Annotated in this window: 24 protein-coding genes; 13 read left to right on the forward strand and 11 right to left on the reverse strand. The window is 38.9% G+C overall.

From position 1 onward, the window contains the following. Positions 1-271: 271 nt before the first annotated feature. The 7 genes from J2Z23_RS00205 to mnhG all read left to right on the forward strand — a co-directional run bounded on the left by J2Z23_RS00205 (position 272) and on the right by mnhG (position 6,107). Positions 272-2,677 (forward strand): Na+/H+ antiporter subunit A, encoded by a 2,406-nt coding sequence (locus tag J2Z23_RS00205; protein WP_064468593.1) that lies wholly within the window; start codon positions 272-274, stop codon positions 2,675-2,677. Continuing rightward, positions 2,674-3,096, forward strand: a complete 423-nt coding sequence (locus tag J2Z23_RS00210; protein ID WP_209972894.1) for a Na(+)/H(+) antiporter subunit B — start codon at positions 2,674-2,676, stop codon at positions 3,094-3,096. Before J2Z23_RS00205 ends, J2Z23_RS00210 begins: the two co-directional genes overlap by 4 nt. Next, positions 3,096-3,437 (forward strand): Na(+)/H(+) antiporter subunit C, encoded by a 342-nt coding sequence (locus J2Z23_RS00215; protein ID WP_057984261.1) that lies wholly within the window; start codon positions 3,096-3,098, stop codon positions 3,435-3,437. Before J2Z23_RS00210 ends, J2Z23_RS00215 begins: the two co-directional genes overlap by 1 nt. Next, positions 3,430-4,914 carry a Na+/H+ antiporter subunit D gene (locus J2Z23_RS00220; protein ID WP_057984260.1) on the forward strand — a complete coding sequence of 495 codons (1,485 nt, stop codon included), beginning with the start codon at positions 3,430-3,432 and terminating at the stop codon, positions 4,912-4,914. The genes J2Z23_RS00215 and J2Z23_RS00220 overlap by 8 nt, the downstream gene beginning before the upstream one ends. A gap of 104 nt (positions 4,915-5,018) precedes the next feature. Continuing rightward, positions 5,019-5,495 carry a Na+/H+ antiporter subunit E gene (locus J2Z23_RS00225; protein ID WP_057984259.1) on the forward strand — a complete coding sequence of 159 codons (477 nt, stop codon included), beginning with the start codon at positions 5,019-5,021 and terminating at the stop codon, positions 5,493-5,495. Next, entirely contained in the window at positions 5,495-5,779 is a 285-nt protein-coding gene (locus tag J2Z23_RS00230; RefSeq protein ID WP_057984258.1) for a Na(+)/H(+) antiporter subunit F1, read from the forward strand. The genes J2Z23_RS00225 and J2Z23_RS00230 overlap by 1 nt, the downstream gene beginning before the upstream one ends. Then, positions 5,763-6,107: a monovalent cation/H(+) antiporter subunit G gene (gene mnhG / locus J2Z23_RS00235; protein ID WP_064468594.1), complete on the forward strand. Its 345-nt coding sequence runs from the start codon at positions 5,763-5,765 to the stop codon at positions 6,105-6,107. The genes J2Z23_RS00230 and mnhG overlap by 17 nt, the downstream gene beginning before the upstream one ends. Before the next feature lie 117 nt (positions 6,108-6,224). Here mnhG and J2Z23_RS00240 read toward each other — a convergent pair whose 3' ends face one another. The 4 genes from J2Z23_RS00240 to J2Z23_RS00255 all read right to left on the reverse strand — a co-directional run bounded on the left by J2Z23_RS00240 (position 6,225) and on the right by J2Z23_RS00255 (position 10,220). Then, positions 6,225-6,605 (reverse strand): hotdog fold thioesterase, encoded by a 381-nt coding sequence (locus J2Z23_RS00240; RefSeq protein WP_057984254.1) that lies wholly within the window; start codon positions 6,603-6,605, stop codon positions 6,225-6,227. Positions 6,606-6,695: 90 nt separating this feature from the next. Then, positions 6,696-6,950: a hypothetical protein gene (locus tag J2Z23_RS00245; RefSeq protein ID WP_057984253.1), complete on the reverse strand. Its 255-nt coding sequence runs from the start codon at positions 6,948-6,950 to the stop codon at positions 6,696-6,698. Positions 6,951-7,091: 141 nt separating this feature from the next. Further along, positions 7,092-8,408 (reverse strand): Na+/H+ antiporter family protein, encoded by a 1,317-nt coding sequence (locus J2Z23_RS00250; protein WP_064468595.1) that lies wholly within the window; start codon positions 8,406-8,408, stop codon positions 7,092-7,094. A 312-nt stretch (positions 8,409-8,720) separates the two neighbouring features. Then, complete coding sequence (locus tag J2Z23_RS00255) at positions 8,721-10,220, reverse strand: leucyl aminopeptidase (RefSeq protein WP_209972896.1); 1,500 nt, start codon at positions 10,218-10,220, stop codon at positions 8,721-8,723. A gap of 717 nt (positions 10,221-10,937) precedes the next feature. Here J2Z23_RS00255 and J2Z23_RS00260 point away from each other — a divergent pair. Further along, a complete protein-coding gene (locus J2Z23_RS00260; RefSeq protein ID WP_057984246.1) occupies positions 10,938-11,429 on the forward strand; it encodes a divergent PAP2 family protein in 492 nt (163 codons plus the stop codon). Positions 11,430-11,590: 161 nt separating this feature from the next. Here J2Z23_RS00260 and J2Z23_RS00265 read toward each other — a convergent pair whose 3' ends face one another. From J2Z23_RS00265 to J2Z23_RS00275, 3 genes are all read right to left on the reverse strand, one after another. Next, positions 11,591-12,283: a 3D domain-containing protein gene (locus tag J2Z23_RS00265; protein WP_057984244.1), complete on the reverse strand. Its 693-nt coding sequence runs from the start codon at positions 12,281-12,283 to the stop codon at positions 11,591-11,593. A 116-nt stretch (positions 12,284-12,399) separates the two neighbouring features. After that, entirely contained in the window at positions 12,400-14,154 is a 1,755-nt protein-coding gene (locus J2Z23_RS00270; protein WP_209972898.1) for a sensor histidine kinase, read from the reverse strand. After that, a complete protein-coding gene (locus J2Z23_RS00275; RefSeq protein ID WP_057984240.1) occupies positions 14,151-14,864 on the reverse strand; it encodes a response regulator transcription factor in 714 nt (237 codons plus the stop codon). Before J2Z23_RS00275 ends, J2Z23_RS00270 begins: the two co-directional genes overlap by 4 nt. Before the next feature lie 155 nt (positions 14,865-15,019). On the opposite strand from J2Z23_RS00275, the gene J2Z23_RS00280 reads away from it, so the two are divergent. The 3 genes from J2Z23_RS00280 (at position 15,020) to J2Z23_RS22130 (ending at position 17,168) form a co-directional block, all read left to right on the forward strand. Next, the gene (locus tag J2Z23_RS00280; protein WP_057984238.1) at positions 15,020-16,219 is read left to right on the forward strand and encodes a DUF418 domain-containing protein; all 1,200 of its coding nucleotides are present in this window, start codon (positions 15,020-15,022) and stop codon (positions 16,217-16,219) included. A gap of 491 nt (positions 16,220-16,710) precedes the next feature. Further along, the gene (locus tag J2Z23_RS22125) at positions 16,711-16,995 is read left to right on the forward strand and encodes an acetyltransferase (RefSeq protein WP_238482541.1); all 285 of its coding nucleotides are present in this window, start codon (positions 16,711-16,713) and stop codon (positions 16,993-16,995) included. After that, positions 16,995-17,168 carry a GNAT family N-acetyltransferase gene (locus J2Z23_RS22130; protein ID WP_238482542.1) on the forward strand — a complete coding sequence of 58 codons (174 nt, stop codon included), beginning with the start codon at positions 16,995-16,997 and terminating at the stop codon, positions 17,166-17,168. Before J2Z23_RS22125 ends, J2Z23_RS22130 begins: the two co-directional genes overlap by 1 nt. A gap of 313 nt (positions 17,169-17,481) precedes the next feature. Here the strand turns inward: J2Z23_RS22130 and J2Z23_RS00290 are convergent, their stop codons facing one another. Both J2Z23_RS00290 and J2Z23_RS00295 read right to left on the reverse strand, forming a co-directional pair. Then, positions 17,482-17,799 (reverse strand): YuiB family protein, encoded by a 318-nt coding sequence (locus tag J2Z23_RS00290; RefSeq protein WP_057984358.1) that lies wholly within the window; start codon positions 17,797-17,799, stop codon positions 17,482-17,484. Between the two features lie 230 nt (positions 17,800-18,029). Further along, positions 18,030-19,250: an NAD(P)/FAD-dependent oxidoreductase gene (locus J2Z23_RS00295; RefSeq protein ID WP_057984236.1), complete on the reverse strand. Its 1,221-nt coding sequence runs from the start codon at positions 19,248-19,250 to the stop codon at positions 18,030-18,032. Positions 19,251-19,719: 469 nt separating this feature from the next. Between J2Z23_RS00295 and J2Z23_RS00300 the strand changes: the two genes are divergently transcribed. Beyond that, the gene (locus tag J2Z23_RS00300) at positions 19,720-20,715 is read left to right on the forward strand and encodes an NAD(P)/FAD-dependent oxidoreductase (RefSeq protein ID WP_057984234.1); all 996 of its coding nucleotides are present in this window, start codon (positions 19,720-19,722) and stop codon (positions 20,713-20,715) included. A 754-nt stretch (positions 20,716-21,469) separates the two neighbouring features. Here the strand turns inward: J2Z23_RS00300 and J2Z23_RS00305 are convergent. Beyond that, positions 21,470-21,832, reverse strand: a complete 363-nt coding sequence (locus J2Z23_RS00305) for a HesB/IscA family protein (protein WP_057984232.1) — start codon at positions 21,830-21,832, stop codon at positions 21,470-21,472. An 87-nt stretch (positions 21,833-21,919) separates the two neighbouring features. Beyond that, a complete protein-coding gene (locus tag J2Z23_RS00310; protein WP_057984231.1) occupies positions 21,920-22,156 on the reverse strand; it encodes a YuzB family protein in 237 nt (78 codons plus the stop codon). A gap of 434 nt (positions 22,157-22,590) precedes the next feature. On the opposite strand from J2Z23_RS00310, the gene J2Z23_RS00315 reads away from it, so the two are divergent. Beyond that, complete coding sequence (locus J2Z23_RS00315) at positions 22,591-23,658, forward strand: NAD(P)/FAD-dependent oxidoreductase (RefSeq protein WP_057984229.1); 1,068 nt, start codon at positions 22,591-22,593, stop codon at positions 23,656-23,658. Positions 23,659-23,736 lie beyond the last annotated feature (78 nt).

Here is a 23,736-nt window from a genome sequence, read left to right on the forward strand (position 1 = left end):
CAACAGGATAGCAAACAATTGTTTTTCGGCTCGTACTTCCAGGATTACATGGAAGTATTTTTTGTATGTTGAAAAACACGTTTATCCTGATTTCCCTACTAGTAATTATGAACATTTTGTGAATAATACAATTATACAATTTGTTTCTACCTATTTAATAACTAAATATAAGTTTTTGCTTTCCTAAGTTTATTTTGTGAAAGAAAACCAATTCTACGTTATACTCACATTAAATGCTTTGGATCGAAGCCGTGAAAAGGAGGATTTTATTTTGTCATTATTGCATTTTTCGATCATCGCACCACTCATCCTTGCAATTTTTATTCCTTTTTTCTATAAGAAGGTAAAAGCAATACATACTGGGTGGTTGATTGTTTGGCTACCAGCCCTATTATTTATTTACTTTATCCAATTCCTTCCCCAAATTCAAAACGAAGGGGCCATTAAGAAAACTGTTGAATGGATTCCCTCATTAGGAATTAATTTTACTGCCTATGTGGATGGGCTTGGGTTATTATTCGCCCTTTTAATTACCGGGATTGGTACGCTGGTTGTCCTATATTCTGTTTTCTATCTCGATAAGAAAAAGGAGAATTTAGGGCATTTTTATGTGTATCTCTTGATGTTTATGGCGGCTATGCTGGGTGTTGTCCTCAGCGATAATTTAATTGTGCTCTATGTATTTTGGGAGTTGACTTCTTTTTCTTCTTTCCTCTTAATTGGCTTTTGGAATCATAAGGAACGTTCCCGCTATGGCGCGCAAAAATCCATGCTGCTCACTGTATTTGGCGGGCTTTCGATGCTTGGTGGTTTCACGATTCTTTCTCTACTAACGGAATCATTCAGTATTCGTGAAATTATAAGTCAAGCAGGCTCCATTTCAACAGAACCACTCTTTATTGTTGCATTAATACTCGTTCTACTAGGAGCTTTTACCAAATCGGCTCAGTTTCCATTTCATATTTGGTTACCAGATGCCATGGAAGCCCCCACACCTGTCAGTGCTTACTTGCATTCTGCAACAATGGTTAAAGCCGGCATTTATCTTGTCGCGAGAATGAGTCCTGTCTTTGCAGAGCAAGGAATCTGGTTATGGTTAGTCGGTGGAATTGGATTAGTCACCCTCTTTTGGGGTTCTTTTAACGCCGTCAAACAAACGGATTTAAAAGCGATTCTTGCATTCTCGACGATCAGTCAACTAGGTATGATTATGTCTATGTTAGGAGTAGGGGCTGCTGCTCTACATTATGACTTTTTACGTGAAAATTTTTATATGGGAGCCACGGTTGCGGCTGTCTTCCACTTGATTAATCATGCGACGTTTAAAGGTAGTTTGTTTATGGTTGCGGGAATTGTGGATCATGAAACAGGCACACGCGATATTCGTAAATTGGGTGGGCTTATGCAGCTTATGCCGATCACAGCTACAATCGCCTTTATAGGAACTTTTTCAATGGCTGGTCTTCCGCCTTTCAATGGATTCCTAAGTAAAGAGATGTTTTTTACAAGTATGATCAATGTCTTACACTTGGATATTTTCAACCTTGAGACTTGGGGCGTTCTCTTCCCTGTCATTGCCTGGATTGCTAGTATTTTTACTTTTATTTATAGTATGATGCTCTTTTTCAAAACTTTTACTGGAAAGCGAAAAGAAGAACATTTGAAGAAAAAGCCACATGAGGCCCCGATTGGAATGTTGATTCCTCCAATCATTCTAGCCGCACTCGTGATTTTCTTTGGTTTTTTTCCAAATGTCCTGTCACAATCTTTGCTAGGACCGGTCGCATCCTCGATCTTACCAAGCTTAATGGATGCCGGACATGAGATGGATATTCATATTCAATTTTGGCATGGATTTAAACCGGAATTATTTATGACCATTGGTGTTATATTCTTCGGCATTATTTTATATAAAACGATGGAAAAATGGACACCTATATATGGAAAAATCCCTTCTTTTTTCGCCTTAAATTATGTGTATGATGCTGGTTTAAAACAATCGGAAAAGGGAGCGAATAGACTTACAAATTTCTATATGAATGGTTCGATCCGTCATTACATGATCTATATTTTCATCTCCTTTATCGGGTTATTAACCTATGCGATTGTAAGAAACCAAGCCTTTTTGCTTGATACGGCCGATCTTGCGCCGATTGGCATATATGAACTCGTTTTGAGCTTGATTATTGTTGCGGCTTCCATCACGATTTTAATCGCAAAATCAAGACTTACTTCGATCATCGCTCTAGGGGCTGTAGGCTATACGGTTGCCCTTTTCTTCCTGTTATTTAGAGCACCTGATCTTGTGTTAACACAATTGGTGATTGAGACAGTTTCGGTCGCATTATTTCTACTGGCTTTCTATCACTTACCAAAATTAAACAGGAAGGAAGAACGAATGAGCTTTAAGTTAACGAATGCGATTGTCGCGCTTGGTGTAGGTGTCATCGTCACGTTGATTGCTTTATCAGCCCATAGCCAGAAATTGTTTGACTCAATTTCAAAATATTACATTGAAAACACAGCGGAAAAAGCCGGAGGCGGGAATATGGTCAATGTCATTCTCGTCGATTTCCGTGGCTTTGATACGATGTTTGAAATTGCCGTTTTAGGTATTGCCGCATTAGGAATATATGGCATGATTAAATTACGTCTTTCAAGGAGGAGAAATGAATGAAGACGAATGACCTTATTCTACAAACAACGACGAAAATAGCCGTTTTTATCATTTTGCTCTTTTCCCTCCATATCTTTTTCGCAGGTCATTATTATCCAGGTGGAGGATTTGTCGGCGGCTTATTAACTTCTGGCGCCCTTGTCTTGCTCCTGCTTGCGTTTGATATCAAAACAGTGGCAAATAGTTTGCCCTTCAATTTCCGGATTATGATTGCAACCGGCTTGCTTTTTGCCATCGGGACAGGAGCAGGCGCCCTATTTTTTAACGTCCCTTTTCTTACACATGCTTTTGACTATTTCAACCTGCCTTTACTTGGGAAGACTTCGTTACACACAGCCGTACTTTTTGATATCGGGGTTTACCTATGTGTTGTGGGAGCAACGATGACCATTATTCAAACGATTGGGGGAAGTGAATAATGGAGATTTTAATGGCGATTTTGATCGGTTTGCTTTTTGCTAGTGCCGTTTACTTAATGCTTTCTAAAAGCTTGCTGCGCATTATTATTGGAACAGGCCTTTTAAGTCATGGCGCTCACCTGTTACTGCTGACGATGGCGGGTTTAAAGCGAGGAAGTGTGCCATTATTAGGGGAACAGGCGGAATCCTATGCAGATCCGATTCCCCAAGCCCTTATATTAACGGCGATTGTTATTAGTTTTGGGGTGACGGCCTTTTTCCTCGTTCTCGCCTATCGGGCCTACCAAGAACTAGGTACAGATAATATTGATGAGATGAGAGGTTCTAAAAACAATGATTAATTTATTAATACTACCGATAATCATCCCATTATTGACGGCTGCGATTTTGCTTTTCTTTGCCAAAAAAATTGCTATACAGCGTTGGATTTCCACCATCTCCTTGATGGCTACGCTTGTCGTATCGCTATTTTTAATTCATAAGATTGATCAAAATGGTATTCAGACCTTAGACATTGGCAGCTGGCCAGCTCCATTTGGGATTACCCTTGTCTCAGATATGCTCTCAGCATTACTCGTCACAACGGCTACCTTGGTCGCTCTAGGCTGTGTTCTTTATTCGTTCTACTCGATTGGAAAAGGACGAGAAAATTACTACTATTATGCGATCGTCCAATTTCTATTAGTTGGGGTCAATGGAGCCTTTACAACCGGCGATATTTTTAATATGTTTGTCTTTTTCGAAGTGATGCTTATGGCATCTTATGTGCTACTTGTGATTGGCGGAACAAAAATTCAGTTACGGGAATCGATTAAATATATTTTAGTGAATGTCACATCTTCTGCCCTATTCGTCATTACGGTTGGCTATCTGTATTCAATCGTAGGGACTTTGAATATGGCGCATATTTCTGAAAGAATTGCTGAGGTGAATCAACCCGGTATTTTAACTGTAATTGCCATTCTTTTTCTAATTGTCTTTGGCTTAAAAGGAGCGATTTTTCCGCTATTCTTTTGGCTTCCAGGGTCATACTATGCACCACCTGCACCGATTATGGCTTTGTTTGGCGCATTATTAACAAAGGTTGGCGTGTATTCAATCTTACGTACCTATACGTTATTCTTCTACCATGATACAGGCTTTACACATCAACTATTAGCCGTCTTATCCATTTTGACCGTTATCCTAGGATCGATTGCTGCTATTGCCTTTAAGGATATGAAAAAAATCGTTATCTACAATATTATTGTGGCGATTGGCGTCATTACATACGGAATTGCGATGATGAATGCAGATGGTTTATCAGGTGCCGTTTTTTATGTAATACATGATATGATCATTAAAGCTGTGCTTTTCCTATTAGTCGGGATTATCATCAAAATAACGGGCTCAGTCGACTATCGCAAATTTACAGGCCTGATCAATCATTACCCTTTGCTTGGCTGGACATTTTTTATCGCCGTCTTAGCCTTGGCCGGGATCCCACCACTTAGTGGCTTTGTTGGAAAGCTCTTGATCGCACGTAGCGGCTTTGCAACTGGAGATGTGTTTGGGGCGATCGTGATTCTACTATCAAGCCTGTTGGTGCTTTATTCACTCATGAGAGTCTTTCTAAATGGTTTTTGGGGAGACCCAAGCGGCAGTAGCAAAAAGCCAGAAGTGGCAGTTGGCAAGCTCCTTGTTCCGGCCATCGGCCTCACCATTGTCGCTATCTGTTTCGGAATCTTTTCAGAAGGGGTCTACCATTATATTAGTCAAGCCACAGAGGTTTTAATGAATCCAGATATCTATATTCAAGCCGTTTTAGGAAAAAGCTAAACGCCCATAAAGACTGCTTATGGGCGATATTGATTAGACGAACCTTCTGTCGGCGTTGCCGTAGTACGATCGCTTTCTAAACTAGGTTCAAAGGAGGTTTTTTAGTGGCATTTCAAATTTTATTAAATTTTTTCATGGCATTTCTCTGGATGTTTTTTGAAAGCTCCTTCCAATTAAACACCTTTTTAATTGGCTATTTACTCGGACTCCTCATTATATTTATTATGAGACGGTTCTTTCCAGGCAGATTTTATTTAGCCAAAGTGTTTGCGATTATAAAATTGGTCCTTATTTTTATAAGAGAATTACTCCTTTCCAATATAGCTGTTTTAAAGGTTGTATTAAGTCCTAAGCTATCGATACGTCCAGGGATTTTCGCTTTACAAACAGAGCTCCGATCTGATTGGGAGATCACATTGCTTTCCCATTTGATCACATTAACACCGGGGACATTGGTCGTGAAATTGTCAGAGGACAACAAAACTTTGTACATTCATGCGATTGATATCGAGGAAGTGGATGATGCGATCAATAGTATTAAACAATCCTTTGAGAAGGCTATTATGGAGGTGAGTCGCTAATGTTAGATATCGTCTTAAAAATTGGATTAATTGGTTGTAGCTTATCTTCTGCTATCCTGCTTATACGTGTGATCAAGGGGCCGTCTGTACCTGATAGAGTGGTCTCACTGGATGCAATGGGAATCAATTTAGCGGCCATTACCGCACTTGCCTCGATGATTTACCATACAACGGCGTTTCTTGATGCCATTCTTTTGTTTGGAATCCTCTCCTTTATTGGGACAGTGGCATTCTCGAAGTTTCTTGAGAAAGGAGAGATTATTGAAAATGAACGTCGTCATTGAATGGATTATTGCTATTTTCGTCCTACTTGGGACCTTCCTGAGCTTGGTCTCTGCTTTTGGGGTATTACGCCTTCCCGATGTATATACGCGAAATCACGCTGCCTCTAAATCGACGACATTAGGAGTACTTTGTACACTTCTAGGGACACTGATTTTCTTTTATACAAGTGATGGAGTTATTCAATCTCGTGTTTTACTTGGTATCCTCTTTATTTTCATTACCTCTCCTGTTGCTGGCCACTTAATCAGCCGTGCCGCTTACGAAACAGGTGTTGATTTATCAAACTATAGTGTACGAGATGATATAGCGAGAGATAAGAAAAAATAATTTAGGAAGTGCTCTTGGAAAACGATGAAGCGTTCGTTCCTGACGACCATTTCATCGTTTTTTTTCAATTGTTTGCATAGCTTTTAATAGGAGTGAGAAGACTTGCTCTCATTACATTCATTTCTTCGGCATAATCGCAATTGTACATCTCGAAACACAAATGAGTTTATCTTCCTCATTGCGAATTTTCACATCCCAGACCATCGTACTTTTTCCTTGATGAAGCACCTCAGCGGTGGCTATAACTTGTCCACTTTGCTTTGCCCGAATATGGTTTGCATTAATTTCTAAGCCGAAGCAAACTTCCTTTTCTAGATCAATGAGCTGAGCAGCTCCATAACTTGCAACCGTTTCTGCCAGTGCCACAGACGCTCCTCCATGCAAATAACCAAAAGGTTGAATTGTCCGTTCATCAACTGGCATTGTCGCAACGATTTTCCCTTTGCCTACTTCTAGGAAATGGATCCCTAAGTTTTCAATCATTGTTTGTTTTTCCATTCTCAATCACCTCTCTACTCATTGTACTTTTTTTCCGCAAAATAAAAACCCCCAAGGTTTTTGGGGGAATACCTATCGAATTGATTCTTATTAATATCCGTATGGACCACCGCCACCATATGGGCCATAACCCGGAGCACCGCCATACGGAACACCAGGCCCATATCCATATGGTACAGGGCGCGGCGGATAAGGTGGTGGATAAGGATAATATGGACGCGGTCGGAGAAAAGCACTGGCAAGGCCGCCACCAAGAAGACCACCAACAAACCCACCAATAAGAGGACCGCCAAAGAAAAAACGTTGGTCTTGATAAGGTGCTGGCATTCTATAATAATTTCTCATTATTTTAGCTACCTCCTTTGTCTATAAAGAACGAATCTATTCAGCGAGGTCTTCATCTTTTTAAAATAGAGCGGAGACTGAATGGACTCCTTCTCTTCTTTATATGCGACAAAAGCGGAGGTGGACTGGGCATTGCCCTATCTATAAAATTATCGCAGCTAGCCAGCCAAATAAAATAAGCGGAATATTATAGTGTAGAAAAGTAGGTACACAAGAATCCCAAATATGATTATGTTGTAAATCCGCATTTAATCCAGCTGTTGGACCTAATGTACTGTCAGAAGCAGGTGAACCAGCGTCTCCTAAAGCTGCAGCTGTTCCGACAATACAAATGGTCGCCATCGGACTGAACCCTAACTCAAGCGATAATGGGACAAAAATCGATGCTATAATCGGGATCGTTGAAAATGAAGAACCAATTCCCATCGTCACAATTAAACCAACGACAAGCATAAGCAAAGCACCAATCGATTTATGGTTGCCGATTAGGTTGGACGCATTCTGCACAAGACTTTCGACATGCCCAGTCTGTTCCAATACTTCCGCAAACCCAGAGGCCGCAATCATTGTAAATCCAATGAATGCCATCATTTGCATTCCCTTTGTAAATAAAACATCTGATTGGCTCCAAGAAATGGAACGACTTAAGTACAGAACGGTTATACCTGAAATAGCACCAAAAACCATCGAATCTGTGACAATTTGGACAACCATCGTAACTATAATCGCGACAAAGGAAAAAATGACTCCCCACGTTTGATATTCTTCTCCTTCATCCTCTGTTGAGATGGCAGAGGATTGATATTGCCGAGGTTTTCGATAAGAAATAAAAACCGCAAAAAGCAGGCCAAAAACCATCCCAATTACAGGAATAAGCATCGGCATAGCAATATCAGCGATTTGAACATCCAATCCATTTTTGGCAATATTATCAACTAATATTTGTTGAAACAATTGGCCGAACCCTACTGGTAGTAATATATATGGTGCTGTTAACCCAAAAGTAAGCACACAAGCAATTAACCGCCGATCCAATTGCAATTCATTCATAATATGAAGCAAAGGCGGGATGAGCAACGGAATAAAAGCAATATGGATGGGAATAAGATTTTGTGAGAAACATGCAATGATGAAAATCACAAAAACAATTAAAGTCTTCGACAAAGCTTTTCTCCGAGAATCGCCTTCTTTTCCCACTACTTTTAATACCTTTTCCACAAGCCATTTTGGTAATCCAGCATGGGAAATCGCCACAGCAAATCCACCTAATAAGGCATAGCTAAGAGCAATATTCGCCCCTCCGCCTACTCCAGCTGTAAAGGCACCGACGGTTTCGTTCACCCCTAATCCCCCGACAATCCCTCCAGTAAAAGCGCCGATAACCAGCGCGAATACTACATTGACCCTACATAAACTTAAAACTAGCATCACTGTGACAGCAATAATAACAGCATTCATAAAACAACCTTCTTTATCTTTTTTCTTTAGTCTGCTAAATTGGTAGAGTAATAAAATACAAAACTAAGATTACCCTTTTTCATTCATTTTGTCAATGGAAAAAGCCGGATGCTTCTATTTTAAAATAGGTGTAAGGTAATTGAATACGTTGATTTCCTTTACAGGCAATATTGGGAGTCCCGTTCTAGGAGCTGCCTTTCTTCCCCCTCCCCATTCAAAAAGGTCGTAAGAAAGGAAGGACATTTCGCCAAACTATTCTTACGACCTGATCTTTTCATAGGGGAAAGAGTTAATTTCACCGCTAGTATTAAGTTAGTTATTCTCTATATTATGATTTTCAACAAGCAGGGCAAGAGTACGGACCATAACACCAGTAGCACCTGCAGGGCCTAGTGAATGAGCTTTATTAGTAGTCGCTGTTCCCGCAATATCAAGATGAACCCATGGTGTCCCTTCAGCAAATTCACCAATAAAGGCGCCCCCCATAATGGCATGGCCTTCTCTTCCAGGCGAATTATTTAAATCCGCAATTGTGCTTGAACGCACCCGTTTTTTATCTTGTTCTGTATAAGGCAGACGCCAAATGAATTCCCTAGTCTCTTTGGAAGCAACCAATACTTCTTCAAATAATGCTTCATGATTCGTTAAAGCACCTGTTTTATCTAATCCTAAAGCGACAATAACTCCTCCTGTTAATGTTGCAACATCAATTAGATAATTAGCTCCATGTTGCTTGGCATAAGTCATGGCATCCGCTAAAACCAGTCTACCTTCCGCATCTGTATTTAATACTTCAATCGTTTTACCATTCATAGAGGTAATCACATCATCAGGCTTCATAGCGTTACCACTAATCATATTATCTGTAGCTGGAATAACGGCCACAACATTCTGCTTTGGACGAACTTTCCCGATCGCTTCCATTGCTCCTAAAACGGCAGCCGCTCCTCCCATATCTGTTTTCATCCCGACAATACCTGTTTTAGGTTTCAAAGAGTAGCCTCCTGTATCAAAGGTCACTCCTTTGCCCACTAAACCAATCACATCTTCCCACTCTTGCTTACCTTGATATTTCAACACAATCATATGAGGTGGCTCAACTGATCCTTGATTGACGGCAAGAAGCGCTCCCATCCCTAGCTTCTCAATTTCTTCCTTCTCTAATATTTCTACTTCCAACTCCACCTCTTCAGCTAAATTCCTCGCGTAAGTAGCTAAATCAGCAGCTGTTAATAAATTTCCTGGTGTATTGACTAGTGTTCTCGCAGAATTGGTCGCTTCCCCATAAATCTGTCCAACATTTAAATAAGACTCTATTTCTGTCGATGGATCTTCTGCGTACACATTAATATTTTCAATTTCTACTTCAGGTTCATTAGATTGCTGCTTATACCCTTTAAACGCATAAGTGGATAATGAATAAGCCTCACCAAAAGCTAGGGCAGCTTCATTCACATCGATTTTCGAACTTGTAAACGAATCTAAATCAATCCCAAAAGAATAAATACGCAAATCCTGAATTTTTTTACTAGCTAGACCAATAGCAGTTTTCATATCTTCATCCGCTTTGGGCTTTCCCAATCCAACAAATAATAGACGCTTAACCGCGATTTTTCCAAATGTATGTATAAGTGAAAGAACCTCATGTTTCGCTGATATATCACCAGATTTCACTAGATCTGTTAATTGACCATTCAATGACTCATCAAGCGCTTTAAGCTTTCCTGCAAATTTCTCTGGCTGATCCCAAAGCCCAATCACCAAACACTCCTGCTGACTAACAAACGGATCTTCATGTTTTACTGTAAACATCTCTACCTACCTCCTTTATATTTCATTATACCGAAGGATTGGATCAGGTTGAATTAGAAACTCTTACTACCAATAAGAATTCCCTGAACTATGCTATTACGGTTCTTTTTGCTTGATCGAGACAGCTACACAACTCGCCGTCCGGTTTTCTTTCAATTTCGGGGACAGCCTCCCACTTCGCTCACTCCGTTTTTCTTCCCCCGTTGGATTTCAGGCTATGCGCCATTACGTTTTTTCCACGACTCTCCGTTATCATTACGAGCGGGCTCCTAACCCTTGCTGTTTTGACTAATCCCCCTCATTATCGTTACGAGCGAGCATAGGACTCTTGCACTTTTCCCACCACTCCCAATTAACGCAACGGTCTAAGATTTCACTTGTTACAGCTAATCATGTATTAGAACCTTGCTATTTTTCTACAAAATATACTACCTCTTATCCCCCTCAGCATTTATAATTCTTTCTGGGAATATTTTATGGTATGATAAGTAAAACTTCATTTAGCAGGTTTTCTTTTAGCTCCGAGCAATCCGAGGCAAATTTAGCTATTTTCCTCACCTTATTCGTACCGTGTAACCAATTGTTAGGCCGTCTGATTAAATGGACTGCCACTTATAATTCTTGGTTGTTCCTAGAGTTCTTGAAGTAAGATTTTACTTAGGATTCGGGATAGATTGAAACCGCCTACTGTGTTCATTTTTGGAAAGGATGTCATGGATGAGTCTCCTTAATAATTATCCACTTTGGATTGCGATTTCTGCCATTTTTTTCGCGCAGTTTGTCAAGGTCCCATTACAATTTATTATGACTAGAAAACTAAATTGGAAATTACTTACTTCCACTGGGGGAATGCCTAGTTCCCATTCCGCGGGAGTGACGGCTTTAACGACTAGTGTGGCAATTGATTCTGGCCTTGATTCCACCTTGTTTGCCATTTCTGCCGTTTTCGCCACAATTGTTATGTACGACGCGACAGGTGTTCGCCGACAAGCTGGTGAACAAGCAGCAGTCATTAATCGTTTACGAATTGATTTTCAAAAGATGATTTCTGATGTACATGCTTGGCAAGGTAGAACGGCTAAGCAGAAACAGGAGGAATTTCAACATTTAAAGGAATTACTTGGCCATAAACCAGTGGAAGTATTCTTTGGTGGATTAACGGGGATTATATGGGCTATCGCCATTTATAATCTGTTTGAGTTATTATAAAATAAAAAAATATCACTTGTAAAAGACATTACTGGAAATTATCGTACTCTTCAGACGCTCGTTTTCCCTACACTGCCTAAATCACCTACTATAGTTTTACTAAAAAAGGATCTGTCTTCCCCCTTTTTACGGGAAATGACAGATCCTTTTGCATATGAATTTTATTTATATTTTTTTAAGAAATTTTGGCGGAATACTTGAATCGCTTCTTCTTCATTCAAGGATTTTAAGGTTTCTTCCGTCAATTTCCCATCGCCTTCTTCAACAATAAATACTTCTACTGTTTGCTTTCCCCATTCATTATAAACGTCATCTACTGTCTGATAATACAAATCAATTTTATTGCCCTTGATTTTTGACCCTGTATCCGCCACCACTCCATAGCCATAACCTGGAATAAATAAAATGGTCCCAAGTGGAAAGACATCTGTATCAGCCGCAATTGTAGAGTAGACATCTCTTTTTACCTGAACACCAGAATACGTAATACCATACGAAGGATGATCTGGCTCTTTTCCTGTCGATTCTACCCCGGCCGTATAACCAGTTGCGACCACTTCTTTACTCGGATATTTCGACCAATCTTGCTTATCAAGGTCTTCTAACTGATGCAAATCCCTAAGAATATTTCCATGATATGTATCAGGTTCTTCACTTTCCTCTTCAATTTCATCTTCTATTTCTCTCATTGCTGACATCGATTGCCCTCTGTATTCTTCAGGGCTAGGCGCTGATTGGGTTGTCCACATCATCGCTAATGATTTCATTTGTAAACCAGTTAAGAATTCAATTGTCGTGATCAGTGCTAATGAAAATAAAAGCACCATACATATTCTCTTAATAAATAATTTCATCTTTATTTCATAACACTCCTCTCAAACTATATCATTTCCCAGTTTGAGAGGTTTTAATCATAATATGGACAAAAGATGCAGTTCTAAAAATTGGTAAAAAACGCTAGAGCATTGTCTCAGCCCTTATTCGCACCGTTGAGTGAAGATTCTTTAGCTAGTAAAATCGTCATTTTTGTTCCCTTGCCAACAGAGGATTCTACCTGTATATCTCCACCATGCAACTCCACAATTCCCTTTGCAATACTCATTCCCAATCCAAGTCCATCTTTTTTATCATTCGTATTAGTTCCACGATAATAACGATCAAATAAATTCTCAACGAATTCTTCATCCATCCCTTTCCCATCATCTTCTACTTGAATACGAACCAATTCATTATCAGACAAAATCCTGACCGTAACATGAGTATGCGGAGGATTATGTTTAATCGCATTATAAATCAGATTGTCTAACACTCTTGTAAACCACTTTGGATCCAATTTAATAAAGAGTTCTCGGCCGGTTCCTATAAAATTCAGGGAAAAGCGCGCAAGTGTGAGATCTTCTTTGAATTTCCTCGTGGTTTTCTTCACATATTGATTTAACTCAATCTTTTGTTTCTCCAAATGGATTCCACTATTTTTCAGTTGAAAGACCAAAGAAAAATCATTGACTAACTGGAGGATATAGTCGCCTTTGTCACGAATCACTTTCCCGATTTCTTCCAGTTCCTGCGCAGAGAATTCGTATTTATTGCTTTCTAACATATGCCCATAACCTTGGATCGTTGAGAGGGGCGTACGCAGATCATGGGAAATTCCTGCCATCCATTCTTCTCTTGTCTGCTCAAGCCTATTCCTTTCCACCTCTGCTTGATTCAATTTTTCGGCCATCCGATAAAAGGATTGAAAAACCTCTTGATATAAGCGATAGCGGTATTTCGTTTTTCCTTTTTTCTTGAACAAACGTTTCTTTTCTTTCTCTGTCAATACTTCATGATATTGTTGTTTTTCCATTCGTTCTAACCAATTGACAAACAAGATTAAAGGTCGTCCATAACGATACCCATTCCAAACTGAAATAAGAATCGTGACAAGCAAGCTAACTAAAATAGAGATGATTAAAATTTGCATATCTTGATCGGAAAATAACCAAACCGGCTTCTGTCCTTCTTTACCAGGTAAATGCAGGACCCATGACACACCAGTAGCTGAATCATTATACACTTTTACATGTGTGGAATGCTTCCCGGGTTCATAGATGCGCCCCATTAATTCCAAAGGATTCAATTTTTGATCTTCTTGCTTCCCGATCAGCTGAACCGATTCTCCCTTTTCAAAGATTTGCAAATATCCGTCCAATTTCTGTAGCTCTGCTTTTAAAGCAGGTAAAGCATTTTCTGCCACTTTGCCATCTTGGCCAAACTTCGTAAACCATTCTTTTAACAATTCCTTATCATTGTGCTGGAAGCCAAAAAGATAATAATGTTTCCCATAATACCAAGAATCATAATAGGTTCGAACCGGATAATGCTCAATTTCTCGCGTTTCTTCAATAAAAAGTAGCTCATTCACCGTATAAGACGTTGGTAAGGTTTTGGGTGCATGATCAGAATAAATGACATGGCCGTCCTTATTAATAATTTGCACCCACATATCGTTTTCCGCTAATAAATCAGACCATTTTCGGTCTAGTTTGACTGTACCCTCTTCAAACACAGCAACAGTTGGAATCGCCTCGACAATACCATCAGCTGTATTCGTATTTAATTCATCTTTTGTTATTAAGTTAGCAACTAAAATAAGTAAAAAAACAAATAAAAAAAAGACCAAGATTAATAAAACGATAAACTGAAGTGAAAAATGAAAGGCAATTCTTCTTTGTAGCTTCATGATTGAGTTTCCTTCACCAGTTTATAACCGAGCCCTCGAACAGTGAGGAGGAAGATTGGATTGCTAGGGTCTGGTTCAATCCGCTCACGAATTCTGCGAATATGAACCATCACTGTATTATCATCAGCCATATGCTCATAACCCCACACCGCTGTAAAAAGTTGTTCCTTTGATAAAACTCGGTTTGGATGTTTACAAAAATAAAGTAATAATAAATAAACTTGTGCTGGACATGGCACGACCTTCCCATTGACAATTAGATCCCCTGTTTCTTCATCCAAGATAAAATGGCCAAAATCATGTCGCTTTTTATGATGCCGAATAGGAGAGGTACGTGCATCTAGTTTTCTTCTTAATTGGGCTTTAATGCGAGCAACAATTTCCAGCGGATTAAATGGCTTTGTCACATAATCATCTCCGCCTTTATCAAATCCTGTTAAAACATCAAAATCTGTTACCCTTGCCGTTAAAAATAAAATATATGCATCAGAATACTCGCGAATCTTTTCACATAAATCAAAACCATTTGCATCAGGAAGCATGACATCAAGCACAATAAAATCGATTGCTTCTTTGCGCACCCACCCCATTGCTTCCTCGCCTGTCTCTGCTTTATATATATGGGTAAATCCTTCTTTTCTTAATACCATTTCAACCATCTGCATGATTGCGACTTCATCATCCACTAATAAAATCGAACTATCCTTCATAAGCCTCACTCCTCTTTCCAATCGTAGCATAAGAACCTTTCTAACAGTTAAACAAGTTATCGGGAAAATTAAGGCAATCGTAAGGTTTAGGTTGCTTCCTAGTTAATTCCTTTTTATATAATAAAACCATCATCAAACATCAAGGGAGATTTATCATGGAAAATAAAAAGATCAGGGTTCAAGCTATTGATGGGATTCGTGGATTTAGCTTGTTAGGGATTTTATTAGCAAATTTGCTTATTTTTCAGTATGGCTTTTGGGGAAAAGATGAAATGGCATTCTTCTCTCTTTCCTCTGCGGATTCCTTTATGAATTCCTTTTTACGAATTTTCGTGGAAGAAAGTTTTATGCCAATTTTCACCTTTCTATTTGGCTACTCAATGATTATGCTGAAAGATAGTTTGGAAGCAAAAGGGCTTAAGGTAAAAAGATATTTTGTCCGCAGAGCTATATTTTTGCTTGTGCTAGGTGGCTTACATGCAACATTTTTATGGGAAGGGGATATTTTAACTTTTTATGGGATGATGAGTTTTTTCCTTTTACTATTTCTTAAACGAAAGCAAACAACGATTCTTGTATGGGGGATTCTGCTTTCTAGTTTATTAGTCTTAATTTTAGGAGCTAGTGCTATTGTTGGTGACGAGGAAGTAGAACTTATTTCTCCACAAAACTTAGCTACATATATTGAAAAAACAAATGATATTTACGGTACAGGCACCTATCAAGAAATCACATACCACCGTAATAATGAAGACCCTTTAGGGGATGAAGCTTACCTCTTTATCGTTGCAGTTTTATTTTCGCCAATTTTCACTGCACCAATGTTTCTATTTGGCATGTATGCAGCAAAACGAAAACTCTTTTTCAATCCATTAAGGGAAAAAAAGCTTTACCAATATGCGGCAGCCATTTTGATTCCTATTGGGCTCGCCTTAAAAACGATTAATCACCTCTTCCCAGAATCAAGCTGGGCTGAATTAGCGATTACTGTTGGCGGACCATTGCTTGCAGTCGGCTATATTTTCGGTATGGCACTTCTATACTGTCAAAATGGGTCAAAAGAGCTTCGCAAGCTATTTGAAAGTGTCGGAAAATTGTCTATGACGAATTATATTTTGCAAACAGTGATTTGTACGACCATTTTCTATGGCTATGGTCTTGGACAATTTACTAAAATGGGGATCGGCTTTAGTATCCTTGTTGGTCTTGCCATTTTCGGCTTGCAAATGTGTATAAGTCGCTATTATTTAACCCATTTCCGTTCTGGTCCACTCGAAAAAGTGAATCGCATTTGGACTTATTTTTCTTGGAGCGGGAGACCGAGGAAACGTAAAAAGAAAATGAAAGCCGCTTAAAATACAAGGGATAACGTCATTGTGGAAAAACAGAAAAATTTCTAATCAGGATGGGACTTCCCAAAAGTCAAAATCGCCTGCATGATCTACAGGACGTAGGTCATGCAGGCATTATGTCGTACAGGATCTTTTTGTTGTGAGCCTGCCGCTGGATAAGCGCATTTAACTTGACCTTATGCTCCAACCTTAGGCTAACATAAAATTGGTCATAAAGGTGTTAGGATGTGCAAGGTTGTATTAGTCCAGATGCCACAACAGGACATTGCGCTTTGAGCCTGCCGCTTGATGAGCGCGAACGACCTTTAAGCCTTCTTGAGGTCTTCAGCCATTATTACTTCTCGTTGGCCCGTTGCTTTTTGGTTATGTAAAATCTTATTGGACAACATCCTATTAATGAAATTGTTTATTATTTAAGAGGGAGATGAATAGGTGAATACTGACTCTATATCTATAAGAAAAATGAAGCATAGTGATTTTGGAATAATGGCGCAATGGTTGAGTACAAAAGAGGTGAAGAATTTTATGGAGATATAAATTCCCCTTTTACATTGCAACAGGTTAAGGATAAATATGAACCAAGAGGAACTGGAGCAATTCCCGTTATTCCATATATCGCCGAGTTAGATCACACCCCTATAGGTTTTATGCAACAGTATCGGTTAAGTGAGGTAGAACAAGAAGAATTTGGCTATCGCGCAAATCTCACTATATATGGAATTGATCAATTTATTGGTTTTCCTAAACTAAACTTTTTAACAGAGGAATTGGAACACTAATGGTGAAGAAATTTATTAATTATATAGCACAACAGCCAAATGTCGATCTTATTATTTTAGATACCGATGTGTCTAATATTAGAGCTATAAAATGTTATGAAAAATGTGGGTTTATTAAAAAGAAGAAAATTAATAAGGGGGCCAATTGGTTAATGGAATATAAAATTAGTTAAAATAAAAAACGGGGCCGCTATTGCCATTGCAGCCTAGCCTACATTTGATAAAGCCTTTTGCTCCCCCATTCACATCAAAAAATAGGATTTTAAAAGGATCAATTAGCCCTTTGCAGTCCGTTTATTTGCTTATCCAACTGCGATCTAAGCGTTAGTCAAATTCTTACTCGTCGGCTATTCTCTAGCTATCTTATAATCTCAAGTGCTAGAAAAATACTAGTAGCTGGTTTATGAATGAACGGATGTAGGCATAACAATAAATCGCTATACCATCCTGACCATCAGTTTAATAGGCCTCCGTTCATTCATAATATTAAAACATTCGGTAGCCTTTTGCCCTGAGTATCCGCATCGTAAAACCGGATAAAATCGCCCCAACAAGTCCAGCACAAAGTATCGTAATATCAGCTGGTGCTAGATTTGCCAAATTCTTCCCTAATTGTGAGAAAGCTGTTTTACTATTAGTGAAATATTGACTAATTGGCAATGTATTTATAATCAATAAGGCGATAATCGGATAGACAAGGGCCATTACCCACGTCATACGCAAAAGCATATTTAGGATAAATCCAATCCCAAAAAAGAGAACAAAGAAAAGTAACATTGAAATAATTAACACTGGCAAACTCATGGATGGCACAGATATTTCCCCCTTATTTTACACTATATTTCAGTTTACTGAATCTAGCAAAACGCGTCAATTGGAATTACTTCCAAAATCGCATAAGCGAAAAATATCGTACGATTTTGGTCACAGGATAGAGGATTTTTTGGAATGGCTTAATAGAATGGAATAAAGGATAGTGATTTTAACAAAGAAAAGGCAGAAGCACGCTAGCATTCTGCCCTTTTCCTTTTTGCTTATTTAAATACGTTAAATTTACCTTTTTTCATTGTTAGTGGTACTCCACCAATCATCAGCAATGCACGGTTATCAATCATCTTCTTCATGAAAGAAGCTTTTGTTCCAGTTACCTTTTTACCAAAGACAACACCAATTGCATCATCATCACCAAGAGAGCATACTGTTCCTTTGTTATCGAAGCTGAATGACTGAAGATCTGAATTCCCGCTGATCAGTTTTGCCAGATTGCTTGCTAACAATTCTCCCTGTTGCATTGAGATTTGCGCAGTTGGTGGGAATGGACGATTAATTTCTTCGTTGATAATCAAAGCACAGTCACCAATGATAAAGATATCTTCATATCCTGGTGCACGCAAATACGGATCTACTTTGACACGGCCACGCATATTTTCAAATCCAGATTCTTCAATAATCGGATTTCCTCGAACCCCGGCAGCCCATACAACTGTTTGAGCTTTAATTTCTTCTGTCTCGTCCTCACCTTTTGCTACGATGATTCCTTCTGGTGTCGCTTCTTTAATGGCTGTTCCAATACGGAATTCAACACCTTTTTTCTGTAGGTTTGCCATCGCATATTGGACAAGCTCTGGATCAAATCCTGGTAAAGCAGATGGAGCAGCTTCTACACAAATGATTTTGACTAGTTTTTGATCAATATCATATTCTTTGCAAAGCTCAGGAATACGATTACCAAGTTCACCCAAAAACTCAATTCCTGTAAACCCTGCGCCACCGACTACGATCGTTAAGCGTTCTGGGTCTTTTTCTCCCTCTACTTTATACGTCGCAAATTGGTATTCAATATGCTCGCGAATTTGTCTAGCTGCATTCACGTTCACAATTGAAAAAGCATATTTGTCTAAGCCTTGAATACCGAATGTTTCAGGAGCCGCACCAAGAGCGACAACTAAATAATCATAAGAAAGTTCTTCATCTTCTAGGATCACTTTTTTCGCTTCGGGCTCAATTTTAGTTACAGTCTTTTGGATAAAATTTACTTTCCCTGGATTAATCACGTTTGAAATATCATAGCGCACTCGATCATGATGAAGTGTTCCAGCAGAAGCTTCATGAAGCCATGTTGTTTCATAATGATAGTCATTCTTGTTTACTAATACGATATCCGCATCGTTATTTCCAAGCTGCTTTTGCAATCGAGTTACGGTCATAAGTCCACCGTATCCGGCACCTAACACTACAATTTTTGGCCTGTTCATATTATATCCCTTCCTCTTTTACATCTTATTAATGGGACGTTCAAAAAGTTTGGTAAAAATGACACTGCGAATTTCTTTTTTGCATGTTTCAACATTAATGTCTCAGAACTACAAAAAACTCCATTCATCCTGTACAAATTTTATTGCTTGAAACAGCATTCTTTCTGAAATTCTCACTTCTTTTTAATCTTCTTTTTGAACACTCACTAGAGCATGTACGAAATATATGTGATTCTATTCACGTACCACACTAGAAGCCCAGAATGTTGTCACAAATTATTAACATTAGTCTCAATTACATTATATGCTTTTATTCACCTTTTTCAAGCAGTTATTTTTATCCAGCCATTTTTTTATTATTTCGACTCTATCTATTGTACTATCTAGCTAATTCGATATTATGTAACACTAGCAACATGTGGTATGATAGGAAAGATGAATTTTCTTAAGTTTACAGGAGGGATTTTCTGTGAAAGAAGATCAACAAATATATGATATTACGATTTTAGGTGGTGGACCAGCAGGCATGTTCACTGCATTTTATGCCGGCTTACGTGATTCGAGCGTGAAGGTGATTGAAAGCTTACCACAATTAGGTGGACAGCTTTCGACGCTTTACCCTGAAAAATATATATACGATGTTGCAGGCTTTCCTAAAATTAAAGCTCATGATCTTGTGCAAAATCTTAAAGAACAAATGGCCATGTTTTCTCCAACTGTGTGTCTCAGTCAATCAGTTTCAAATCTTGAAAAATTAGAAGATGGAACTTTTAAATTAACAACTGACGAAGAGATTCATTATTCCAAATCCGTGATTATCACTGCGGGAATTGGCGCTTTCCAACCACGTCGTCTGGAATTTGACAGTGCCATCCCATTTGAGGGTAAGAACCTGCATTATTTCGTCGATGATATGCAACAATTTAAAGGGCAACGTGTAGCCATTTTAGGTGGCGGTGACTCTGCAGTTGACTGGGCCTTAATGCTTGAACCAATTGCTGAAAAAGTTAGCCTAATTCACCGGAGAGATAAATTCCGTGCCCATGAAAGTAGTGTAACCCAGTTACAAAACTCCAAAGTCGAAATATTAACACCTTTCGTGGCATCTGATCTTATTTGTGATGAAATCGCCATCCGCGGACTTGAGCTTGAGGAGGTTAGGGGCGATCGTAAGCATACGCTTGAATTCGATTCACTTATCTGTAATTATGGCTTTATTTCTTCCTTGGGCCCAATCAAAGAATGGGGATTAGAAATCGAAAAAAACTCGATTGTTGTGAACAGTCGAATGGAAACAAATATTCCAGGCATCTATGCTGCTGGCGATATTACTACTTATCCTGGTAAAGTAAAACTAATTGCTACTGGTTTCGGAGAAGCCCCAACAGCCGTTAGCAATGCCAAAGCTTATATTGATCCAAAAGCTCGTCTGCAACCTATGCATAGTACGTCTTTATTTGAATAGAAAAAAGGATTGCTTCTATCCCAAGCTAGAAGCAATCCTTTTTTATCATTTTCCGACAAAAGACTCCCTCTTCAATTTTGTGCAGGGCATAGCCCAAAAATATTTGGGAGATGAATGTCGGTTGGGGTAGCCAGAACGCACGTTTGCGTGGTACAATATTCCTGTAAGTTGTTCTTTAAAAACTGAAGATATGAGGTTGTGACAGGAAAAACGTCTGTCACGTAAAATCTTCAACGTTCTATCGCCTCCACGCATTCCGAAGTTGCGAAAACCAAGCTAAAGTAGGGTGCGTGGCGAGTCAACGTACAGGATATATAAAGCTTTCACCGTAGGGACTACGGGTAGAGCCTGCTAAAATAACCGAGGGATGCCTTGGTGTTCGCAGGAATCTCCCACTTCAAATTTCGTTAGAAATTAAGTGGTGAGTAGTTCAATATATGTATTTATAAATAAATTCCTCAAAGAGATTCATTTCAGAAACCGCTTGGAACTCGAAATGGATATTGAACAAACATCAAGGCTAACCCCAAAAGAATATAAAAAACCATTCATTTCCAATCCTGTTGATCATTGGTCCTGATCCTCCCAACATCGCTTCATGTTTGTCACTGCATTTATTCTGCTTCTTTAAATCATTTAATCGCCTCTACAGCAAAAAACACCTCTTAATGGCTTCAATCCATCAAGAGGTGAATAATATTAAGTCAATATTTGCAAATTATACATTATCCATCAAGGACAGCGTGCCATCCTTTTAACACTTCTCTGGAGTTCCTTCGACTTTAGCTGTGCGGAAAGATGAACCACAACCACAAGAAACTAGAGCATTCGGATTTTCGATAGTGAAGCCGCCGCCCATCATGGACTGCTTATAATCAATCACAGTTCCCGTCACAATTGGCGCACTTTCTTCATCAACTACGACTGGGATATCATGAGCAACAAAGAAATGATCTGACTCAACCTTCTCATGGTCTAAGCTCATTCCATAAGAAAGGCCGCTACATCCACCACCATTGATGGAAAAGCGAAAATAAGCATCTTCTTCCCCATTATGCTTCATCATATCTTTAATTTGCAATGCCGCCGCTTCAGTAAGCTTAATAATTTCACTCATTATTTGCACCCCCATCTCCGTCTGTTTGTGCTTCTGATCCTTTAAGTATATACCTCTTAATCCATATTCTCAACCAATGCAATTGGTTTAAAACATCGGATTTTCTTCAATATATTGGTAAATAGCTTTAACAAGCGATTCTGGAGAATCTCCTGTTACCACCTCTCCATTTACGAGCGCATACAAAGATTCGGCACATAAATCGCAATGATCTAGGCAGCCATATTCAATAATATCTAGATTGGGATCTTCCTCTAAAATTTGTAAAGCCTCATAACTTCCCATCCCAAGATTACTAATACAGAATTCAATAATCGGATTCACACTATCACCTCATCCACATTATTATCGTACTCGCATTCGTCCCATTAGTCAAAAATCTAACTAAGATTTAATCAGTTCAACTGTAAAGAAAGTTTTAGGATAACCATTATCTAGAAAAAATACACTTCCTCCATAAATAGAAGCAAAAAACAATTCGCTCTTTTCCCCTTTCCCTATTTATTAAAACGGTTTATTTTTCTTGAGAAACTCAAGATGGATGGTTGTATATCCCTGCTGAATTCGGTATACTTTACCATGGGATTAACCATGCATATCGAACTATTTTTCCTTTAAAACTTCATTTATGAAAAGCCTTTATTACGAAAAAAATCTAAAGCGTTTTATGATGAAGCATACTACATCAGCCTTCATCTATCTTTCTTCAAAAATGGATATATTTTACTCACAAGTAGCTGGCAAAAGGAGATATTTTTATGAAAAAATTAGTACTGCTCGGTGGAGGATATGGAAATATGCGCATGCTTCGGGAGCTTCTGCCTAACCATCTCCCCGAAGATTGGACGATAACTTTAATTGACAAAGTCCCTTACCATTCTTTAAAAACCGAATATTACGCCCTCGCAGCTGGAACTGTGTCAGATCATGATGTACGCGTCCCTTTCCCTAATGAGTCGAAGTTAAATTTGCATTACGGAGAGGTAACCAAAATTGATTTGGAAGCAAAGTTAGTACACTTGGCTAATTCGGAACCGGTTTCTTATGACCAATTAGTTATTGGGCTTGGCTGTGAAGATAAATATCATAATATCCCTGGGGCAGATCTCTACACATATAGTATTCAATCAATTGGAAAAGCTCGTGATACATACCAAAAATTGAATAATTTATCAGCCAATTCCATTGTAAGCATTGTCGGTGGGGGATTAAGTGGCATTGAGCTTGCAAGTGAACTAAGGGAAAGCCGTCCAGATCTAGCGATTAAGCTTTTTGACCGTGGTAAAACTGTTCTTTCCTCCTTTCCAGAAAGGATTAGTCTCTATGTACAAAATTGGTTTGCATCAAATGGGGTTGAAGTGATCAATGAAGCGAATATTACAAAGGTAGAAGAAGGCGTTCTCTACAATAATGATCAACCTGTTTCAACAGATGTGATTGTTTGGACAGCTGGAATCCAACCAAATAAAATTGTGCAGACCATGGATATCGAAAAAGACCGGCAAGGACGAGCAATCCTCACACCATATCATAATCTTCTCCAACACGAAGATGTTTATGTAGTTGGCGATTGTGCCAGTCTTCCTCATGCACCAAGTGCACAACTTGCCGAGGGACAAGCAGAACAAATTGTAGAGGTCATGCGAAAAAGATGGAATGGACAAGCATTACCAGAAGAAATGCCTTCGATCAAATTAAAAGGCACACTTGGCTCTTTAGGTAAGAAAAAAGGATTTGGGATGATGGCAGATAGACCGATCACAGGAAGAATTGCCCGGATTTTAAAATCAGGCGTTCTCTGGATGTATAAATTTCATAAGGGATAAAGAGGCTGGGACAAAAGTGTTTTCGCTTGAGGAAAGTCCGAACTATTAGCGCGAAAATAACCCACTCCGGAAATATAC

The organism is Lederbergia galactosidilytica, from assembly GCF_017873565.1.
GTDB classification, from domain to species: Bacteria; Bacillota; Bacilli; order Bacillales; family Bacillaceae_C; genus Lederbergia; species Lederbergia galactosidilytica.

Bases quoted from the DNA above. Each gene is read 5' to 3' on its own strand.
- J2Z23_RS00230 (WP_057984258.1), top strand. From the start codon at position 5,495: ATGTTAGATATCGTCTTAAAAATTGGATTAATTGGTTGTAGCTTATCT.
- J2Z23_RS00265 (WP_057984244.1), bottom strand. From the start codon at position 12,283: ATGAAATTATTTATTAAGAGAATATGTATGGTGCTTTTATTTTCATTA.
- J2Z23_RS00220 (WP_057984260.1), top strand. From the start codon at position 3,430: ATGATTAATTTATTAATACTACCGATAATCATCCCATTATTGACGGCT.
- J2Z23_RS00210 (WP_209972894.1), top strand. From the start codon at position 2,674: ATGAAGACGAATGACCTTATTCTACAAACAACGACGAAAATAGCCGTT.
- J2Z23_RS00250 (WP_064468595.1), bottom strand. From the start codon at position 8,408: ATGAATGCTGTTATTATTGCTGTCACAGTGATGCTAGTTTTAAGTTTA.
- J2Z23_RS00275 (WP_057984240.1), bottom strand. From the start codon at position 14,864: ATGAAGGATAGTTCGATTTTATTAGTGGATGATGAAGTCGCAATCATG.
- mnhG (WP_064468594.1), top strand. From the start codon at position 5,763: ATGAACGTCGTCATTGAATGGATTATTGCTATTTTCGTCCTACTTGGG.
- J2Z23_RS22125 (WP_238482541.1), top strand. From the start codon at position 16,711: ATGGTTGAGTACAAAAGAGGTGAAGAATTTTATGGAGATATAAATTCC.
- J2Z23_RS22130 (WP_238482542.1), top strand. From the start codon at position 16,995: ATGGTGAAGAAATTTATTAATTATATAGCACAACAGCCAAATGTCGAT.
- J2Z23_RS00245 (WP_057984253.1), bottom strand. From the start codon at position 6,950: ATGAGAAATTATTATAGAATGCCAGCACCTTATCAAGACCAACGTTTT.
- J2Z23_RS00255 (WP_209972896.1), bottom strand. From the start codon at position 10,220: ATGTTTACAGTAAAACATGAAGATCCGTTTGTTAGTCAGCAGGAGTGT.
- J2Z23_RS00270 (WP_209972898.1), bottom strand. From the start codon at position 14,154: ATGAAGCTACAAAGAAGAATTGCCTTTCATTTTTCACTTCAGTTTATC.
- J2Z23_RS00305 (WP_057984232.1), bottom strand. From the start codon at position 21,832: ATGAGTGAAATTATTAAGCTTACTGAAGCGGCGGCATTGCAAATTAAA.
- J2Z23_RS00290 (WP_057984358.1), bottom strand. From the start codon at position 17,799: ATGAGTTTGCCAGTGTTAATTATTTCAATGTTACTTTTCTTTGTTCTC.
- J2Z23_RS00260 (WP_057984246.1), top strand. From the start codon at position 10,938: ATGAGTCTCCTTAATAATTATCCACTTTGGATTGCGATTTCTGCCATT.
- J2Z23_RS00240 (WP_057984254.1), bottom strand. From the start codon at position 6,605: ATGGAAAAACAAACAATGATTGAAAACTTAGGGATCCATTTCCTAGAA.
- J2Z23_RS00295 (WP_057984236.1), bottom strand. From the start codon at position 19,250: ATGAACAGGCCAAAAATTGTAGTGTTAGGTGCCGGATACGGTGGACTT.
- J2Z23_RS00215 (WP_057984261.1), top strand. From the start codon at position 3,096: ATGGAGATTTTAATGGCGATTTTGATCGGTTTGCTTTTTGCTAGTGCC.
- J2Z23_RS00280 (WP_057984238.1), top strand. From the start codon at position 15,020: ATGGAAAATAAAAAGATCAGGGTTCAAGCTATTGATGGGATTCGTGGA.
- J2Z23_RS00315 (WP_057984229.1), top strand. From the start codon at position 22,591: ATGAAAAAATTAGTACTGCTCGGTGGAGGATATGGAAATATGCGCATG.